17 protein-coding genes are annotated in these 20,351 nt (G+C 33.1%); 7 read left to right on the top strand and 10 right to left on the bottom strand.

The window, feature by feature from the left end:
- Positions 1 to 48: 48 nt before the first annotated feature.
- From JM658_RS01070 to JM658_RS01085, 4 genes are all read right to left on the bottom strand, one after another.
- Positions 49 to 918 (bottom strand): AraC family transcriptional regulator, encoded by an 870-nt coding sequence (locus JM658_RS01070; protein WP_236957376.1) that lies wholly within the window; start codon positions 916 to 918, stop codon positions 49 to 51.
- Positions 919 to 1,098: 180 nt separating this feature from the next.
- A complete protein-coding gene (locus JM658_RS01075) occupies positions 1,099 to 2,613 on the bottom strand; it encodes a RagB/SusD family nutrient uptake outer membrane protein (protein ID WP_236957377.1) in 1,515 nt (504 codons plus the stop codon).
- A gap of 24 nt (positions 2,614 to 2,637) precedes the next feature.
- Positions 2,638 to 6,024 (bottom strand): TonB-dependent receptor, encoded by a 3,387-nt coding sequence (locus JM658_RS01080; RefSeq protein WP_236957378.1) that lies wholly within the window; start codon positions 6,022 to 6,024, stop codon positions 2,638 to 2,640.
- Positions 6,025 to 6,169: 145 nt separating this feature from the next.
- Positions 6,170 to 7,333, bottom strand: a complete 1,164-nt coding sequence (locus JM658_RS01085) for a FecR family protein (protein WP_236957379.1) — start codon at positions 7,331 to 7,333, stop codon at positions 6,170 to 6,172.
- 124 nt (positions 7,334 to 7,457) lie between these two features.
- Here JM658_RS01085 and JM658_RS01090 point away from each other — a divergent pair, with 124 nt between their 5' ends.
- Positions 7,458 to 8,033, top strand: coding sequence for an RNA polymerase sigma factor (locus JM658_RS01090; RefSeq protein WP_236957380.1), 576 nt, complete (start codon positions 7,458 to 7,460; stop codon positions 8,031 to 8,033).
- Between the two features lie 53 nt (positions 8,034 to 8,086).
- On the opposite strand, the gene pyk is transcribed toward JM658_RS01090, so the two are convergent.
- The 5 genes from pyk to JM658_RS01115 form a co-directional block, all read right to left on the bottom strand.
- Positions 8,087 to 9,514, bottom strand: a complete 1,428-nt coding sequence (gene pyk, locus JM658_RS01095) for a pyruvate kinase (RefSeq protein WP_236957381.1) — start codon at positions 9,512 to 9,514, stop codon at positions 8,087 to 8,089.
- Positions 9,507 to 9,983 carry an IPExxxVDY family protein gene (locus JM658_RS01100; protein WP_236957382.1) on the bottom strand — a complete coding sequence of 159 codons (477 nt, stop codon included), beginning with the start codon at positions 9,981 to 9,983 and terminating at the stop codon, positions 9,507 to 9,509. Before JM658_RS01100 ends, pyk begins: the two co-directional genes overlap by 8 nt.
- A gap of 104 nt (positions 9,984 to 10,087) precedes the next feature.
- Positions 10,088 to 10,828, bottom strand: coding sequence for a ribonuclease III (rnc, locus tag JM658_RS01105; protein WP_236957383.1), 741 nt, complete (start codon positions 10,826 to 10,828; stop codon positions 10,088 to 10,090).
- Between the two features lie 16 nt (positions 10,829 to 10,844).
- Positions 10,845 to 12,095 carry a beta-ketoacyl-ACP synthase II gene (gene fabF, locus JM658_RS01110; RefSeq protein WP_236957384.1) on the bottom strand — a complete coding sequence of 417 codons (1,251 nt, stop codon included), beginning with the start codon at positions 12,093 to 12,095 and terminating at the stop codon, positions 10,845 to 10,847.
- Between the two features lie 113 nt (positions 12,096 to 12,208).
- Positions 12,209 to 12,442 carry an acyl carrier protein gene (locus JM658_RS01115; protein ID WP_236957385.1) on the bottom strand — a complete coding sequence of 78 codons (234 nt, stop codon included), beginning with the start codon at positions 12,440 to 12,442 and terminating at the stop codon, positions 12,209 to 12,211.
- Positions 12,443 to 12,621: 179 nt separating this feature from the next.
- Here JM658_RS01115 and purN point away from each other — a divergent pair, with 179 nt between their 5' ends.
- Genes purN through JM658_RS01140 form a run of 5 tightly spaced genes read left to right on the top strand, consistent with a single transcriptional unit; the run spans position 12,622 to position 17,186 of the window.
- Positions 12,622 to 13,185, top strand: a complete 564-nt coding sequence (purN, locus tag JM658_RS01120; RefSeq protein WP_236957386.1) for a phosphoribosylglycinamide formyltransferase — start codon at positions 12,622 to 12,624, stop codon at positions 13,183 to 13,185.
- Positions 13,178 to 13,651, top strand: coding sequence for a ribonuclease HI (gene rnhA, locus JM658_RS01125; protein WP_236957387.1), 474 nt, complete (start codon positions 13,178 to 13,180; stop codon positions 13,649 to 13,651). Before purN ends, rnhA begins: the two co-directional genes overlap by 8 nt.
- A gap of 24 nt (positions 13,652 to 13,675) precedes the next feature.
- Positions 13,676 to 14,278 carry an START domain-containing protein gene (locus JM658_RS01130; protein WP_236957388.1) on the top strand — a complete coding sequence of 201 codons (603 nt, stop codon included), beginning with the start codon at positions 13,676 to 13,678 and terminating at the stop codon, positions 14,276 to 14,278.
- Positions 14,279 to 14,304: 26 nt separating this feature from the next.
- On the top strand, positions 14,305 to 15,231 hold the full coding sequence (locus JM658_RS01135; protein WP_236957389.1) for a PfkB family carbohydrate kinase: 927 nt from the start codon (positions 14,305 to 14,307) through the stop codon (positions 15,229 to 15,231).
- A 56-nt stretch (positions 15,232 to 15,287) separates the two neighbouring features.
- Complete coding sequence (locus tag JM658_RS01140) at positions 15,288 to 17,186, top strand: amidophosphoribosyltransferase (RefSeq protein WP_236957390.1); 1,899 nt, start codon at positions 15,288 to 15,290, stop codon at positions 17,184 to 17,186.
- Between the two features lie 476 nt (positions 17,187 to 17,662).
- Here the strand turns inward: JM658_RS01140 and JM658_RS01145 are convergent, their stop codons facing one another.
- On the bottom strand, positions 17,663 to 19,087 hold the full coding sequence (locus JM658_RS01145) for a Gfo/Idh/MocA family protein (RefSeq protein ID WP_236957391.1): 1,425 nt from the start codon (positions 19,085 to 19,087) through the stop codon (positions 17,663 to 17,665).
- 112 nt (positions 19,088 to 19,199) lie between these two features.
- Here JM658_RS01145 and JM658_RS01150 point away from each other — a divergent pair, with 112 nt between their 5' ends.
- Positions 19,200 to 20,294, top strand: a complete 1,095-nt coding sequence (locus JM658_RS01150) for a PA0069 family radical SAM protein (protein ID WP_236957392.1) — start codon at positions 19,200 to 19,202, stop codon at positions 20,292 to 20,294.
- Positions 20,295 to 20,351 lie beyond the last annotated feature (57 nt).

The raw sequence follows: 20,351 nt of genomic DNA on the forward strand, positions 1-20,351 counted from the left end.
ACTTAACAAATCGCAAGTAATGATATTTTTTTTGCCTAAATAAGAAAATTAACGGTGTCTCTTAACAAATTCTGAAGGAGACATTTTTTTAATCTTCTTAAATTGTCGATTAAAATTAGAAATGTTACTAAAACCACTTTCATAGCATACCGATATTACCTTATGCTTTTCTTCGATCAGCAATTTGCATGCATAACCAATACGAATCTCATTTAAATAAGTAGTAAAAGTTTTTCTATGAATCCTTTTAAAATACCTACTAAATGCTGAAGAATTCATATAAGCGACTTCAGCAACATCCTTGGAACTAATCGGTTTATTAAAATTATTAAATATATACTCATATATTTTTTTAAGGTTTTGGTTTTCTCTTTCATTAAAAGAACTTAAAAAACCCCTACTTGATAAGGATTTCGCATCATCCTCATTTGAAAGATTATTTAATATTTCTAATAGTTTTAATAATTTACAAAATAAGGTTAATTCCTTATTTTTATCAAGTTCCTTTATTAATGAAAGTGTCTTTGTATTAACACTAGAAAATACCAATCCAGATTCTGCCCTTTCAATTAGATCATGAATCTGTTTTATCTCTGAAGCCTCTAGGAAAGCATCACCTAAAAAATCTTTTTTAAAGTGTATCGATATCGCATCTGCAGACATTTCTGAATCTTCATTATAATACTCTTCATCATTTAACCACATATGCGGCAAGTTTTTCCCTATTAAAACCACTTCGCCTTCTTGGAATTTATCAATACTATCCCCTATAAAACGAGTACCTGTACTTTTTAAAATTAAAACCAACTCTAGTTCTGGATGGTAATGCCACACTTTTAGGAAATGCTTATGAGTATTTCTCGTTACAGAAAATGATTGATATTGTGTACTCGCCCTGTTTAAAAAATGCAACTTCATAATGATAATATTCTATAAGTAAGCTTTAAATATAGCAAAAAATATACAATATTATTTGTAAGTTACTATGGTGAGCAAAAAAAATACAAACATGACAGATATTAGGGCAAAACATTTTTAAAAATAAAAGCGACTAACACTATAAAATATGTTAGTCGCTTTTTAAAGAAAATAATTATACTACCAATTTGGATTCTGTTCAATCTCCGGATTGGTATTAATTTCTCCCTGTGGAATAGGAAAATACTCATGCTTAGGCAACACTAAAAATTCTTTCCCTACTTTATCGCTATCATCAATTTCTTGTTTTAAAAGTCCCCATCGTTTTAAATCATAAAAACGAAGTCCTTCTCTAAAAAATTCTACCATTCGTTGATGTCTAATTTCTTCCATCATAGTATCCTGCCCTAAAGATGTTAAAGCTGATAAATTTGCTCTCCCACGAATTCTATTAACAAGCGAAACAGCTTCTGTAGAACGCCCTTGCATCGTAAGAGCCTCTGCATACATTAAAATAATATCCGCAAAGCGAAGTGCTTTTTCATTAATTTCAGAAATCCATATACCTTCATTATCATCATACCAGTTTTGGTATTTTTTAATCTTAGCACTGTATCCAAAAGGAGAAGAGAATTCTGAAAAAGGAATATTATAGAAAGTTGCTCCTGGATAATCCCAAACTAAAGAAGCATACATTCTAGGATCAAAATCTCCATCAATAGTTTTTTCAACTTGAAACTCATTAAATATTTTTTCTGTAGCATGAGCTTCAAACCAACCACCTACTTCTGTTGGTGCAAACTCTTGAGCTGTAGTTACCCCTTGTGCTTCGTTTGCATTTTCTCCTGCCCACGGATCTGTACCCCCAACATTCTGATTTTGAATTTCGAATAGCGATTCAATGTTATTATCGCTCCCTGGCATAAAATTATCTTGAAAATTTACTAACAAATCATAATTATATGGGGCTTTTGGCATCCCATCTGGAGTAGTAAGTAATGAGAATTGATCCTCTGCATCCTCCCACTTTTCTTGATATAGATAAGCTTTTCCTAAATATCCTATCGCTGCACCTTTAGTAGCTCTTCCCACCCATTGTGAAGGATAAGTAACTGGAAGTTGTGCTCCAGCATCTTTAAAGTCATTTTCAACTTGTGCCCATACCTCACTTTCTGAAGACTGCTTTACAAAATAATCCTCTCTAGTTTGTGGTACAGAAGTGAAAATTGGAACAGCTCCAAAGTTAATTACCAAATTGAAATAGTTAAGCCCTCGTAAAAATTTAGCTTCCGCAACATATTTTTCTTTTTCCGATTCAGAAAGATCTACAGTACTAATATTATCGATAATCTGATTTGCTCTAAAAATTCCTGTATAACAACCTGTGAAAATTGCACTTGGAGTTCCTGTTGAAGGTGTGTTACTAAAAGTAGAGAGTTCATATAACGCTTTTACATCGTTTCGAATAAAAAAATCATCACCTCTTCCGTTTGTTGTTTCTACACCTCTTACACCCCAATATCCATTATCTACATGTTTTAATACCTTATAGGTTGCTGCAAGTCCAGACAAAACATCTTCTTCAGTTTTCCAAAAATTTTCTTGCGTAACTACATTTGGATTAACTTGCTCTAATTCGTCGTCGCAACCCACCAGTGGCAGCAGAATTAAAAGTATATATATATATTTTTTCATCTTATTTATTTTTATCTATTCGTCTTAAAAAGAAAATTCAACTCCTGTTAGAAAAGTTCTTGAAAGTGGATATGCTACATGTCCATAATCTACACCTCTATCTAAAACAGATCCTGTTCTACCCAAATCTGGATTATACCCTTTATAATCTGTAATGGTGAAAATATTATCAAAACTCACATAGATTCTACATCTACTAACTTTTATCTGATTCATTATTTCCGATGGTAAAGTGTACCCAAATTGTAGTGTTTTAAATCTAAAATAAGAACCATCCTCTAAAAAGCGATCTGAAGTTCTTGAATTAAGATTTGGATCGTTAATTACTGCGCGTGGAATACTAGTATCTTGGTTTGTAGGTGTCCAAGCATTTAATGTCGTTTTTGCATAATTATACTCTAAATTCATACCTTCAAGATCTTGGCGAACTCCGTTGTAAATTTTATTCCCTTGAGTTCCTTGAAAAAACAAATTAAGATCAAAGCCTTTCCATCCAAAATTTGCTCCTAAACCGTATGAAAATTCTGGATTTGGACTCCCCAAATATTGTCTATCATCTTCATCTATCTGTCCGTCATTATTGTAATCAACAAATCTAATATCACCAGGCTGAGCATTTGGCTGAATTAGCTGCCCATCTTGAGTATGTGCATTAACTTCTTCTTCAGAGTTAAATATCCCGTTAGTTTCTATCAAGTAAAAAGCTCCTACAGGAAGTCCTGCTTGTGTAACTGTAGCAGATGCACCGTGGTGTGTTGGTTGACCGCCAAATATTTGCTGAGAACCAGTACCAAGAAAATCTACCTCATTATCAACAGAAGCTAATGTTCCTGTTATTTGATATGAAAATTCTTCTCCTGAGTTTTTATAAGATAAAGACGTTTCAAAACCTTTATTCGTAATTTGCCCTGCATTTATATAAGGACTATCAGCACTTGCTCCTGTTGAAAGTGGAATTGGGACTTGTAATAGTACATCTGAATTCTCTTTTACAAAGTAATCGAAAATAAAGTCTAAATTTCTATCAAAGAAACTTAAATCTGTACCTATATTAAAAGATTTAGAGGTCTCCCATTTTATATCTGGTGTTGCGAAAGCTGTTTGGATTGCTCCTGGCCACAAAGCTTGATCTTGTCCTGCTACATAATTAGTATTAAGATTTATTGCAGGACTAAATCGGTAATCATCAAATTCTTGATTTCCTAAAACTCCATAGCTCATTCTTAGCTTAGCAACATTTACCGTTTCTTGAATATTAGTAAAAAATGGTTCTCTAGAAATATTCCAAGCAAAAGCGATAGAAGGGAAATTACCAAATTTATTGTCTCCACCAAAACGAGAAGATCCATCTCTTCTTATAATCCCTGTTAAAATATAACGATCATCAAAAGAATATGTCAATCTCCCTAAATAAGACACTAAAACATTTTCCCAAGCATTACTTCCTGCAGCTGCATTTACTGTACCTGCATCTAAAACCTTAACTCCAGGAGGCATTCCACTTTTGGAGCCTGTTAACCCTCTATACTTAGTATCTTGATAAGTGTATCCAATTAATGCATCTATTTTATGCTTTCCAAATTCTCTTTTATAATTAAGTGTGTTTTCCGCTAACACATAATCATTTTCATATCTTGTTTCTATTAAGTCAGAATCTAAATTTGTAAATAAAGCTCCAACTTCATATGGATATGTATATTGATAATTATATCCTTCAGTACTCGTATATCCTAAATTCAGTTTATACTTTAAACCTTTAATAATATCAACTTCAGCAAACGTATTTATAATAGCTTTTTTAACTCTATCTTCTGGAACTCTTAAATTTAATTGCGCCACTGGATTTGCTATATCAACAACAGGTCCATATGCCCCTCCATAACCTCCTACAGCATCAGGATTATAAACATCAAAGACAGGTATCATTTTAGGAGCAGAACCTACTGCATTTCCACCTTGTCCACCTAGACCCTCAGCTCTTCTCCAATATTCTTTAGATAAAATAATAGATTCTCCTATTTTAAATCTTCCTTTAGTTAAAGTTGATTTTAAACGGAGGTTATATCTATTATACCCTGTATTCTTCACAATACCATCTTGATCTATATAGCCACCTGAAACACTATAATTATAGTTTTCACCTCCACCACTAGCAGATAAATTATAATTTACAATTGGTGCTGTTCTATAAATTTCATCTTGCCAATCTGTACCTTCACCTAAAGATTCTGGGTTATTGGCTAGATCTAATCTTGCTAGTCCGGCATTATCATGAGCTGCGTTACTAACATTTGCCCACTCGGAAGCATTTAAAACATCCATTTCATTTATTATATTTTGGAACCCATAATAGGTGCTAAAATCAATAACATTCTCTCCACTTCTTCCTGTTTTTGTTGTAATGATAACTACTCCATTTGCTGCTCTTGACCCATATATCGCAGCTGCAGAGGCATCTTTTAATATATCCATTGAAGAAATATCCGTTGGATTTAGGTTATTGATATTATCAACTTGTACTCCATCAACAATATAAAGAGGATTGTTGTTTCCTAAAGACCCTGTTCCTCTTATTAAAATTCTTACTCCAGAACCTGGATTTCCTCCAGAAGACTCTACTTGTACTCCAGGAACTCTACCTTGTAATGCTTTTTCAACTGTACTTGAACCTTGCGTAACAATATCTTCAGATTTCACAGAAGACATTGCTCCTGTTACCTCTTCTCTTGTTTGCGTTCCGTAACCAATTACCACGACTTCATCTAGAGCGGCTGCGCTTTCTTCTATGGTGATTGTTATACTATTTTGCCCATTTAGCGGAACCTCTTTTGTAGTAAATCCAATATATGAAACTTCTAAAATAGCATCTGCGCTAGATGTAGTTAAAGAAAAGTTACCATCAAAATCTGTTTGTGTACCATTTGAAGTTCCTTTTTCTAAAATATTAGCTCCTGGCAAAGGAGTACCATTATTATCGAGTATTTGCCCTGAAACCTCAAACTCTTGTTGAGCTTTAGCCTCAATAGTATTAGATAAACTCTTTTTTGTTGCAGTTTCCTTTAATAGAATTTTTCGATCCAATACTTCAAAATTAATATTCTGACCGATAAAAATTTGCTCTATAGCCTTATCTATAGACACCTTTTTAAGTTTAATAGATACATTCTTATTTAAATCGACAGCATCAGAATTAAAAATAAATTTAAACTCCGTAGTAGATTCTATCTCATTAATAGCTGCTCCTACTGTACTATTCTCTAGATCTAAAGTTATTTTTGTCTTTTGAGAATATGAATTATTGGCTTGCAAAGTGAAAATCATTGCAAAAAGAAACAAAATAGATAGCTTCATTTTTAAATCAAGGTTGTAAGTCCGAGAGTTTAAACCCCTCAGCTTTAATAGTTTTTTCATAATTTTGAATTGTTAGCGTTGATTAATAATTTATTAGTCACGTAATTAAATCGGGGGATGTGGCCGCATTCCCTGATTTTTAATAGTAAAGTGACTAACCTTTAAAAAAAATAGTTTTGATTAGTTTTTCTTCATAAAAGCATCGTTAATTAATTACTATTTTATTTTCAATTACCTTATATTCTATACTATATACTTTACTGAAATAATTAAATACCTGTTCTATAGATTCATACTCAGTCTCAATTGTTGCATTAAAATGTTCTTCATCTAAAACCTTATTATTATTAATAATTACCACATTATAGCTTCGCTCTAAAGCCTTAATTATATTTTTAAAAGGTTCATTCTTGAAAATTAAATTACCTTGTACCCAAGAAGTATATATAGAAGTATCAACTTTATCTTTAACAATTGCTTTATCTGTTCTATCAAAAGATCCTCTTTCTCCAGGCTGCAATTTAAATTCTTCCTTTTTACTTGTACTATTATTTTGAGCAAGACTTACAGATCCACTAACTAATACTACTTCAGTTGTTTTATTCTCAGTATAGTTTTTAACATTAAATTCTGTACCGTATACCTTAATATCAACTCCATTGGCTTGCACATAAAATGGTTTTTGCTGATTATGACTCACTACAAAAAAAGCTTCACCCTCTAAAAAAACACGACGTTCATTAATATTATTAAACTTGGTAGGAAACTTTATTGAGCTCCCTGAATTTAACTTTACACGAGTACCATCTGCTAATATTAAGTCATATTTTTTTCCGTATGGAATAGTTAATTTATTGTAAACTAACGTTTCGTCATCTTCAACCTTATTGCTATACGAAAGTTTATTACCATCACTATTTGCAAGCGTTTCCCCTTTATTACCTTTAATATCTATTTGAGCTCCATTTTTTATGCTTTTCACCTCACCATTTGCTAACTGGAGTGTGATTTCTCCTTCTCTAGGAGATATTGTTTGTTCTAAATCATCTGAATAAAAATTACTTTTAAACATAAGTCCAGCGCCAATTATAAATATTACTACAGCAGCATATTTAAGTAAGGACGTCATGTTCAAAAAGCGCTGCTTTCTTTTCTCCTTTCGTACATCATTTAAAAAATTATTTTTTATTTTCTTTAAATCAGGTTGATTCATTGCTACAGCTATTGCAAAATGTGTTTCCACATATGTTTTAAATACATTAATATTATTACCCTTTTCAATCCATTCATGAAGCATATCCAATTCTATAGAGTTTGCAGAATTGTTAAGGAATTTTGAAATAATATCTTCTATATCTGAAGGAATCATTTTAAGTATTTATTTATTATTACAGCTGAAAAATATAATACCCTTATTTTTTTCATATAAAAATTGTCAAATTCACTTTTATTAACATAAATTTGATTGCCTATAAACCAACCAAATTCCTTTTATGACATTTAAGAATTATATTTTTTTTATTGATAGATTAAAAAAAGGAGATGAAAAGGCTTATGAATTTTTAATTGATAACTATTACCGAAAAATATATGCATATGCTGTAAGCTTAATTAACGATAAAACTATTGCTGAAGATATTGTACAAAATGTATTATTAAAGACCTGGCAATACCGAAAAAAGCTAGATGCCTCTTTGTCTATTCAAAGTTTTTTATACAAATCCGTTTATAATGAATTTGTTAATACATATCAGAAAAGTAAAGCAACTACTTATTTACATTATAAATATTTAGAAAACTTAGAAGAAATTACAACAAGTGTTGACGATAATAAGATTGAATATTTCTTTAAAATAGTAACGAAGGAAATTGAAAAACTACCTCCAAAATGCAAGAATATTTTCATGTTAAGTAAAGTCGATGGTCTTACAAATATCGAAATCGCAGAATATTTAGATATATCTATAAAAACAGTGGAAGCACAAATAACAAAGGCTTATTGTGTGCTTAGAGGAAAGCTAGGAGAACAATATAAGTCTGTTCTGTTTATATATATTCCAAAAAAATAAACCGCTTATAATTAGATATAAGCGGTTTAAAATATTACAATATGTTTTAAGAATTATATCTCTGTAACTCTCAAAGTATTTACCATTCCTTTTTCTTTAATTGGCATTGCTGCAAGGCTAATCATCATATCTCCTTTATCTAGGAATCCTTTTTCGCAAGCTATCTTATTCACATCTTCAATAGTTTGATCTGTACTTACAAACTTATCATAATAGAAAGCTTTAACCCCCCATAGAAGACTAAGTTGAGTTACAATTCTAGTATTCGATGTAAATACTAAAATATGCGCTTTTGGTCTCCAAGCAGAAATTTGAAAAGCTGTATATCCACTATTTGTTAATGTAGAAATAACTTTTGCATTAATTTCATTTGCCATAGTTGCTGCATGGAAACAAACAGATTTTGTAATATATCTTTTTGTTTTGATATGTGGTGGCTCTTGAGGCACCTTAATTAATGGAGAATGCTCTACACTATCAATAATACTAGACATTTTCTCAATTACTTGAACAGGATACGCTCCTACAGAAGTCTCTCCAGAAAGCATTACAGCATCTGCACCATCCATTACTGAATTGGCAACATCATTAACTTCTGCTCTAGTTGGAGTCAAGCTAGAAATCATTGTCTCCATCATTTGGGTAGCAATAATTACTGGAATTCTCGCTTTTTTAGCTCTAAGTACTAATTGTTTCTGCACTAATGGAACTTCTTGAGCAGGAATTTCTACACCAAGGTCACCACGTGCAACCATTAATCCGTCACAATAAGCAACAATCTTATCTATATTTTCTACAGCTTCAGGTTTTTCAATCTTAGCTATAATCGGAATTTTTTGATCTGTATGTTCAGCAATCAACTTCTTAAGATCCATCAAATCTTCGCTATTACGAACAAAAGATAAAGCCAACCAATCTACATCTTGCTTTACTGCAAAAATAGCGTCTTCAATATCCTTTTTTGTAAGTGCTGGTAAAGAGATATCTGTATTAGGAAGGTTAACTCCTTTTTTAGATCTCAATGGCCCTCCTTGAATAACTTTTGCTGTTACCTCTGCTTTTTTATCAGTAGCTATAACTTCAAACATTAATTTCCCGTCATCAAGTAAAATACGTTCTCCTGGTTTTACATCTCTAGGAAATTCTTTATAATTCATATAAACACGCTTCGCATCTCCTTCAAAAGCTTTTCCTGTAACGAAAGTTAATTCGTCTCCAGGAGATACAATTACGTCTTCTTTCATCACCCCAACACGAAGTTTAGGTCCTTGAAGATCGGCAAGAATGGCGGTGTTATAATTAAATTCTTTATTTAAAGAGCGAATCATATCGATACGTTCTTTTACATCGTCATAGTTAGCATGTGAAAAGTTAATTCTGAAAACATTAACCCCTGCTTCAATCATGTCTTTTAAGACCTCCTTGGTACTTGTGGCGGGACCAAGCGTTGCTACAATTTTTGTCTTTTTTCTATTAGGCATTCGTTAGAAAAATTAAGTTATTTTTAGATTTTAGTTGTTGTGCTTCTACTTTATATGCGGTAATAATTCCTGGTATTTTTTTGAGCTTCACCAATACCTTTATTTCATCCCTATAGGGTCCATCTTCATCAATCTTAAGGAAATAATCCGCTTTACTATATTCTGGAATGAAAAAGAAACGTTTCACTGATTTCTTTTCAGCAAAAAGACTTACTTCAGTCCCAATTTGTTCTATATTAATTCTATTTTTTATTAAACTCCAAGACACTTCATTTACATCATCATACGATTTAAATACAGAAGTATTTACTCGTTCTGCTATGTTCACATCAGTTTTAAGTCTGCGTAAATTTATTTTAAATTCTGAATTTAAAAAATAAGCAAGCCTATAATCGTCTAAGGAACCGTGGATAGCGATTAAAGTATATGAGTGTTCATAAAAATCATCTAAAAGTTTATAGATAGCCATAAATGAGTTTACACGGAATTGTAAATATATAATTATAACTCTGACTTAGCAACTTTTAAGTACTTGATTGCATTGATTTTAAAACGAAAACGTTATAGTACTGCTTATGAAGTTTCCTCAATTTTATGCTGCAAAGCATAATAAGCTCTTTTTGATGCACTTTCTTCCGCTTTTTTCTTAGAAGTTGCTCTAGCTTTAGAAATTATTTTTTTGTCGATATAGAGTTTTACAGCAAAATGTTTTAAATCATCGTTTCCATTATCTTCATATGTATCAAAAAGAAATACCTTCTTTTCTTTCTGACACCACTCAATAATTAAACTCTTATAACTTATTATTTTACCCTCTAAATTTTCGATATCAACATAGGGTTTTACAACACATTTTTTTATAAAACGTTCGCAATAATGATACCCTCTATCTAGGAAAATAGCACCTACCAATGCTTCAAAAACATTTCCATGGATATTATCTCCGAAGTGTTCGTTTGGAATCTTACTTTTAACGAATTTAATAAGATTTAAATCCTTTCCTAATTCGTTAAGATGCTCTCTGCTGACAATTTTAGAACGCATTTTAGTAAGATATCCCTCATCTCCTTCTGGAACCTCATTGTATAGATAATGAGATATGATAGAACCGAGCATAGTATCCCCTAGAAACTCTAAACGTTCGTAATTAAGAGGCAATCCCTTATCGTCTTTTAAATTAATAGAACGATGCGTAAAAGCTTTTTTATAAAGCGCTATATTTTTGGGTTTGAAACCTAATATCCGATGAATTTCTAAAAAAAAATCCCCGTCATCTTGTGATCGGGAATTTAATATTTTTCGAATGATTTTCATTCAGTAGGATTGATATCTAATCTAGCTTTTTAAATACTACACAAGCATTGTGTCCACCAAAACCAAAAGTATTACTCATTGCAACCTTAACTTCTCTCTTCTGTGCTTTATTTAAAGTTAAATTAAGCTTAGGATCGATGTTCTCATCTACTGTTGAGTGATTTATTGTAGGAGGAACTACGCTGTTTTCAATTGCTAAGATAGAGGCAATAGCTTCTACAGCTCCAGCAGCACCCAATAAGTGTCCTGTCATAGATTTTGTAGAGTTGATGTTTATATCGTAAGCATATTCTCCAAATACTTTACCAATCGCTTTAAGTTCTGCAACATCGCCTAGCGGCGTTGAAGTACCATGCGTATTAATTGCATCGACATCCTCTGGTTTTAAACCAGCATTCTCCAAGCAATTTTTCATAACAGCTACAACTCCAATACCTTCTGGATGTGGTGCTGTCATGTGGTAAGCATCAGAAGATAAACCTCCACCAACAACTTCTGCATAAATTTTTGCTCCACGAGCAATTGCGTGTTCATATTCTTCAAGTACTAACGCTCCAGATCCTTCTCCTAGCACAAAACCATCTCGATTTGCATCGAAAGGTCTAGATGCCGCCTGAGGGTCATCGTTTCTAGTACTCATTGCATGCATCGCATTAAATCCTCCCATTCCGGCTGCTGTAACAGCTGCCTCAGAACCTCCAGTTATAACAACATCGGTTGTTCCTAAACGAATAGAATTAAGCGCATCGATAATAGCATTTGCCGACGACGCACATGCAGATACAGTAGTATAATTAGGCCCCATGAAACCATGTTTTATGGAAATTAATCCGGGCGCAATGTCTGCAATCATTTTTGGGATAAAGAAAGGATTAAACCTTGGAGTTCCATCTCCATTAGCATAATTAGTTACCTCTTCTTGAAAAGTTTCTAATCCGCCAATTCCTGCTCCCCAAATAACACCTACTCTATACTTATTCACCTTATCGATGTCAAGTCCAGAATCTTTTAAGGCCTCATCTGCCGTAACCATGGCATACTGAGCAAAACGGTCCATACGACGCGCTTCCTTTCTGTCTATATAGTTTGTAGGGTCAAAATTCTTTAACTCACAGGCGAATTGTGTTTTGAATTTGGACGCATCGAAATGGGTTACTGGAGCAGCTCCACTAACGCCGTTCAAAAGACTGTTCCAATATTCATCTACAGTATTCCCTATGGGTGTTAATGCTCCTAGTCCTGTTACTACAACTCGCTTTAATTTCATCTGAATATTTTTTATTCTGATAAATAATAAATAAAAATAAAGATTTACCAAAAAAATTTATTCACGCAATATAGCATGAATAAATTTTTTGGTCTATCTTTTTATAAAAACGTTTACTTTGCTTCGTCGATATACTTTACTGCTTGACCAACAGTAGCAATGTTTTCAGCTTGATCGTCTGGAATTTGGATATCAAATTCTTTTTCGAATTCCATGATTAATTCCACAGTGTCTAATGAGTCCGCGCCTAAATCGTTAGTGAAGCTTGCTTCTGGCACAACCTCATTCTCATCTACACCTAATTTGTCTACGATAATCGCTTTTACTCTTGATGCAATGTCTGACATAATTTTTTTGTTTTAAAATTTAATTGTTCGCAAAAATAAAAAACTTTACTTTAAAAAAACGTTTTGAAGCTAAAATGTGCTTTTAAAGTTCATATTTTTTAATTCAAGTATTCTATTTTTACCTTCATATTGTTAATATTTATCCTTTTTTTTGCCTATAATTAAAATAATTACATCCTATGAAAAGCATCGTTATATTAGCCTCTGGCTCCGGAACCAATGCCGAAAATATCATTAAATACTTTGAGGATTCTAAGACTGCTTCCGTCACTATGATTTTATCAAATAAAAAAGAGGCAAAAGTTCTAGATCGAGCAACAATATACGGAAAAAGTGCCATTTCTTTCAATAAAACTGCTTTTACAAATGGTCATATCGTCAACTTCTTGTCGATTTTGAAACCAGATTTAATAGTTTTAGCTGGATTTTTATGGAAAGTACCTTCAGACATAATAAAAGCTTTCCCAAACAAGATTATAAATATCCACCCTGCATTATTACCAAAATATGGAGGTAAAGGAATGTATGGAATGCACGTTCATGAAGCTGTTGTGACAAATAAAGAGACAACATCTGGAATTACTATACATTATGTAAATGAAAATTATGATGAAGGAAATATTATCTTTCAAGAAAGTGTAGCGATTACCCCAAATGATAATGCGGAAGATGTAGCGCATAAAATTCATCAATTAGAATACATGCATTTTCCAAAAATTATTGAAAAAGTACTAAATGACTAAACAAGACGTTTATATATATACTGATGGTTCCTCTAGAGGAAATCCTGGTCCTGGTGGCTACGGAATTGTTATGGAATGGGTAGGAAAACCCTATAAAAAGGAATTTTCTCAAGGTTTTAGAAAAACAACTAACAACCGTATGGAACTAATGGCTGTTATAGAAGCTTTGAAAAAACTTAAAAAGAATAACATTGCCATAAAAGTGTTCTCCGATTCTAAATATGTTGTTGATGCCGTAGAAAAAGGATGGGTTTTTGGATGGGAGAAGAAAAAATTTAAAGACAAAAAGAATCCTGACTTATGGAAAGAATTTTTAATTGAATACCGAAAGCAGAAAGTTAGCTTTCAATGGATAAAAGGTCATAATAACCATCCCCAAAATGAACGTTGTGACTTTCTTGCCGTAGAGGCTTCAAAAAAACCAAACCTACCAGCAGATTTGGCCTATGAAAGCACTACCTCATAAAACAATATAACCTACACTCCCTCTATGAAACCTCTATTTGTTATTTGCTTTCTACTAATCGTTTTTTCCTCCTATTGCCAAGAGCAAGAATGGGAATTAAAAAGAAATACAAATAATATCCAAGTATATACCCGTGAACTCGATTCAACAAAAATCAACGAATACAAAGCAATTCTAAAAGTAAATACTTCCTTAGAAAAAGTTCTGGAAGTTCTTACCGACGGCAATGGTCTAAAAAATTGGAATTATAAAACCCCAGAAAGTGAATTGATTGCTAAAATATCGGAGACAGAATTTATAGTATGGATGCAGAACGATCTTCCTTGGCCTATTAGCGATCGTGACAATATCTCTAGAGTTACCATTAATCAAATTAGTGAAGAAGTATATAAAATAGATATTTCTCCTGCGGACAGCACCTACATAAAGGCTAATAAAAATGTAATCCGAATGGATAATTTTAAAGGGAATTGGCTTATAAGAAATGTAGATAAAAACACCGTCGAAATCACACAGCAAATGTATGGCGACCCTAATGGGAATCTTCCAGCATGGCTAATTAACAGTATTCTTACTACATTTCCATATCATTCTTTTGAAAAACTAAAAGGGATACTCGAAAACTAAGCTTATATTTGCAAAAAAATTATTGCATGGGCAAACTACTAATAGTTGGAAGTGTAGCTTTTGACGCTATTGAAACTCCTTTTGGTAAAACAGATAAAATTCTTGGTGGAGCAGCTCCGTTTATTGGTTTAGCGGCTTCACAATTCAATGTAGAAAGCGCTATTGTTTCTGTTGTTGGGAATGACTTCCCACAGGAATATCTAGATCTTTTTTCTGATAAAAAAATAGACATCAGCGGGATTGAAGTTGTTAAAGACGGAAAAACTTTCTTTTGGAAGGGGAAATACCACAACGATCTAAATTCTCGTGATACACTTGAAACACAACTTAATGTGTTAGCTGATTTCAATCCTATAGTTCCAGAAAATTTTAAAGATGCTGAAGTTTTGATGTTAGGAAATCTAAATCCTTCCGTCCAATTAAGTGTTATAGAACAAATGGAAGTAAAACCGAAGCTTATCGTTTTAGACACTATGAACTTCTGGATGGATATTGCATTAGAAGAGTTAAAAGAGGTGATTACGAAAGTGGATGTTATTACTATTAATGACGAAGAAGCAAGACAGTTATCTGGTGAATACTCATTAGTAAAAGCTGCTGAAAAAATCCATAGTATGGGTCCAAAATATGTAGTAATTAAAAAAGGAGAACACGGAGCTTTACTTTTCCATAACGGAAAAATATTCTTTGCTCCTGCTTTACCTTTAGAAGAAGTATTTGATCCAACCGGTGCTGGAGATACTTTTGCAGGTGGTTTTTCTGGATATATTGCAAAAACGGATGATTATTCTTTTGAAAATATGAAAACCGCAATTATTCACGGTTCTAATCTAGCTTCTTTTAACGTAGAGAAATTTGGAACTGAAAGACTACAAAGCGTAACAAGTAAAGAAATATATAACAGGCTCCAACAATTTAAGAGTCTTACACAATTTGATATTAAACTTACATAAAGAAACCACTGCCCTGAAATAATTTCGGGGTTTTTTATTAGATAAGATAGATTATAATGAGTGACGCTATTAAACACGAATGTGGAATTGCCTTAGTAAGGCTATTGAAACCATTAGAATACTACAAAGAAAAATATGGTACTGCATTTTATGGTATAAATAAAATGTACCTAATGATGGAAAAGCAACATAACAGAGGTCAAGATGGCGCTGGTTTTGCAAGCATCAAATTAAATATGCAGCCTGGGGAAAGATATATGAGTAGAGTGCGCTCTAATCAATCGCAGCCTATTCAAGATATTTTCAAGCAGATAAACACACGTATAAACGACGAGTTAAAAGACAATCCAGAATACAGCGAAAGTATCGATTTACAAAAACGTAATATCCCATACATCGGAGAAGTTATGTTAGGGCACGTTCGCTACGGTACTTTTGGAAAAAATAGTATTGAAAGTGTACACCCATTTATCAGACAGAACAATTGGATGCATAGAAATCTAATTGTGGCTGGTAACTTCAATATGACTAATGTTAATGAGTTGTTTTCTAACCTTATTCGTATCGGTCAGCATCCTAAAGAAAAAGCAGATACGGTTACTGTAATGGAAAAAATAGGTCATTTTTTAGATGATGCTGTTTCGAAATTATATAAGGATATTAAAAAAGAAGGTTTCAATAAAATGGAAGCTTCACCACTTATTGCAGAACGTTTAAATGTTGCTAAAATATTAAAAAAAGCAGCTAAAAATTTTGATGGAGGGTATGCAATGGCTGGACTTATTGGTCATGGTGACGCATTTGTACTTAGAGACCCTGCTGGAATCCGTCCTGCATATTATTACCAAGATGATGAAGTTGTAGTTGTGGCTTCAGAAAGACCTGTAATCCAAACAGTATTTAATGTTAATTTCGATTCCATTAAAGAACTTGGACCTGGAAGAGCAATCATTATCAAAAAAGACGGTTCTACAAACACTAAGAAGATTTTAGAGCCCTTGGAAAGAAAAGCATGTTCTTTTGAGCGCATCTATTTTTCTAGAGGAAGTGATGCTGAAATATATCAAGAGCGTAAAAATTTAGGTCGTTTTCTACTTCCAAAGATTTTAAAATCTATTGATGAAGATATTGAAAATACTGTATTTTCATACATTCCTAATACTGCAGAAACATCGTTTTACGGAATGGTAAAAGCTGCTCAAGATTTCTTAAATGATAAAAAAGAACAAGAAATCTTAAAAGAAGGAGCGAACCTTACAAGTGAGCGCTTACATGAAATTCTTTCTAAAAGACCTCGAATTGAAAAAGTAGCTATAAAAGACGCGAAGCTTCGGACTTTTATAACGGAAGACAGTAGTCGAGATGATTTAGTGACTCACGTTTATGATGTTACTTATGGCTCTGTAAAACCTACCGATAATTTAGTTATTATCGATGATAGTATTGTAAGAGGAACTACTTTAAAAAAGAGTATTCTTAGAATTCTTGATAGGTTAAATCCTAAAAAAATAATTGTAGTTTCATCTGCTCCACAAATTCGTTACCCAGATTGCTATGGTATTGACATGGCAAGAATGGAAGGGCTTATTGCCTTTAAAGCAGCATTAGCGCTTCATGAAGATCGAGGAACTATTGGAATCGTAGAGGAAATCTATAAAAACTGTATCGATCAGGTGAATTTACCAGATACAGAGGTTAAAAATGCTGTTCAAGCTTTTTATGATCCTTTTACAGATGAAGAGATTTCAAATAAGATTTCTGAACTTCTTTCTCCTGAAGGAATTAAAGCAGAAGTACAAATAATATATCAAACTGTTGAAAACCTACATAAAGCCTGTCCTAAAAATTTAGGAGACTGGTACTTCACTGGAGATTACCCTACTCCAGGAGGAAATAGAGTTGTTAATAGAGCTTTTATCAATTTTTACGAGGGAGTTCAAGGACGAGCATATTAACAATAAAAGTGCATTTAAACGTTAAAAACAGTAATTTAACTGATTATTAACTTATAAATACGTAATAAAACCTATATTTGTTAATACCATAGCATAAGTAGGTTAAGTTCATGGTAAGATTTGGGGCAAAAAGGGCGGATTAATTTCCGCCCTTTTTATTTTTACACAAATTCTATTCTTATAATAATATTATTGTATCCCATATTTAAGTATTAAACTCTTCACTTCATCTAATAAAAAGACATTACAACCGATTGTTAATTACATAAACAATTACAAGATATATATTTGGAATACCATAGCATAAGTAGGTTAAGTTCATGGTAAGATTTGGGGCAAAAAGGGCGGATTAATTTCCGCCCTTTTTATTTTCAATTACTTCCAAATTAAAACTTCAGAAAGAACAATAAAAAAACGCCTGCTTCCGCAGACGTTTTTTCAATAAGTATCTTAATCTTATTTAGGGTCACTTAGAATTATAATAATTCCCATCCCTTACGGTATGTACCAGTAACCCATTTATTAGCATCTTCATAATTTGTTACGCGCATATTCTCGCCGTCCCACATTATTTTCTTTCTACCTGGGTAATCATAAGGCGCCCAATCTCCAACCTTCTTACCTGGTTGTAAAACCTTATACTGGAAAGCTTTTATAGCGAGATTCCCCATCAGAACAGCCTCCGTTAAAGGCCCTGCATAAGAAAAAGGTGAAGACGTCTCCACTCCTTTTAAACATCCATCTACAAAATTATTATAATGACCGCCAATAGCACCATCCACTCTTTTAAGACTAGGTTTTGGGAAAGCACCAACTTTATCTTTATAATGATTTAAGATTCTAGGGTTTTCTGAATATGCATCTGTTACTAAGATTCCCTTTTCTCCATAAAAAATAGAACCTCCACCAGCATCACCAATAGTTTCCCCTTCTTGCAATTCTTCAGGAATTTTTGGCATTATTCCACCATCATACCAATTAACATCTATTTGACCATGAGCTTCTGTATCAAACTTTAACCTTACAATAGAAGAAGGAGGACATGCCTCATCATAATTTGCTTCTATAAAATCTCCAGACCAAACCGTTGTACAACTAGCTTCAGCTTCTGTTGGATATCCAAGTTTTAGCGTTCTAAAAGGTGTTTCTAGAATATGGCAACCCATATCGCCTAAAGCTCCAGTTCCAAAGTCCCACCAACCTCGCCATTTAAATGGCAAATAAGCAGAATTATATGGTCTGAATTCCGCAGGCCCTAGCCATTGATTCCAATCTAAAGTATCTGGAACAGGCTCCCCTTCTGGACTATTTTTTAATCCTTGTGGCCATACAGGTCTATTTGTCCAACAATCAACTTTTATAATCTTACCTATAACGCCGGCCTCTATCCATTCTTGCGTTGTTCTAGCGCCATCCGAAGAACTTCCTTGATTCCCCATTTGGGTTACAATACCTTGCTCTTTCGTGATTTTCGACATTAATCGAGCTTCAGCAATGGTATGCGTTAAAGGTTTCTCTACATATGCATGTTTCTTAGCTTGCATAAAAGGAACTGCAACTGTAGCATGATTATGATCTGGCGTAGCAACCATAATCCCATCAATATCCTTTAAATGATTATCGTAGACCTTTCTAAAATCACGATAAGTCTTAGCCTTAGGATGCTCTGAAAAAGTTTTCTTAGCCCTTACATCATCAACATCACAAAGGGATACAAATTTTACTTTTCCTGTTTTATGAAGATTTCTAACGACCGCTTCACCACGGCCTCCAACACCAATTCCTGCTAAATAGAGCGTATCACTTGGTGCGGTATGAACCCCTCCCATTACATGAGATGGAATGATATAAAGTGCACTTCCGGCGGCTGCAGTGTTCTTAATAAAGTTTCTTCGTTTCATTTCTAAATAGTTAGTATTTTATTGGTTAATGAAAAATAAAGGCAAAAAGTTACGTAAAAAATTTTGAAGTAAAACCAATGGAGTGAATGGATTTTTTCCATAATTTTGGAATATGTCCAATAAAAATTTTATTAAAGGTAGAGGCGCTCAACTGAACGTACACAATAAGTTTCAGAAATTATCTTACGAAACTAGAGATGATTTCTTAGAGTATTGCCGCTTAGAGGGTGAAGTAGCAGATAAAAACAAAACAAGCTACTTAGAAGTATTCCCGAAAACAATAGTAAATAAAGTAACGAGTCCAGACGTTGGAATGAGTTACTCTATGAATGCATATCAAGGATGCGAACATGGTTGCATCTACTGTTATGCTAGAAATTCTCATGAATATTGGGGCTATAGTGCTGGATTAGATTTTGAACGTAAAATATTAGTAAAAAAGAATGCACCACAACTTTTAGAAGAGAAACTACTTAGTAGGAACTGGAAGGCAAAAACTATTGTTATGTCTGGAAATACAGACTGTTATCAGCCAGCAGAACAAAGCTATCAAATAACTCGAAAATGCTTAGAAGTGTTTTTAAAATATAAACACCCAGTAGCTATTATAACTAAGAATGCTTTTATAAAAAGAGATTTAGATCTTTTAAAAGAGCTTACTTCTGAAGGGCTTATTGCTGTTAATATTTCAATCACTTCTTTGAGTGAAGAGACCAGAAGAATTTTAGAGCCACGAACCACAAGCATTAAAAAAAGGTTGGAAACTGTAAAACTATTAAGTGACCACAACATCCCTGTTAATGTAATGATAGCTCCAATAATCCCAGCTATAAACAGTCATGAAATTTTACCGTTAGCTAAGGCTGTTAGCGAAAACGGAGCAAAATCTATTGCTTTTACAATGGTGCGTCTTAATGGAGCTATTGGGGAACTTTTTACCGACTGGATTAAAAAGACGCTCCCAGATAGTGCTGATAAAGTTTTAAATCAAATTGCGGAATGTCACGGCGGAAGCTTGAACGACAGCAGATATGGCGTAAGGAAAACAGGAGAAGGGAAGATTGCTGAACAAATACACAACCTTATTAGAATAGCACGGCATACCTACTTTAAAGATAAAGAATTACCTAAATTAAACCATAGTTTGTTCGAAATGCAACGTCATAAAATTAAATATAGTGGCAATGGGCAAACAAGTTTATTCTAAATAATTATTTATTACCGTTAGGAAAATTAAAATTCTTTCAGAAATAAAAAAATCGGC

It is taken from the genome of Joostella atrarenae (assembly GCF_021764745.1).
GTDB classification, from domain to species: domain Bacteria; phylum Bacteroidota; class Bacteroidia; order Flavobacteriales; family Flavobacteriaceae; genus Galbibacter; species Galbibacter atrarenae.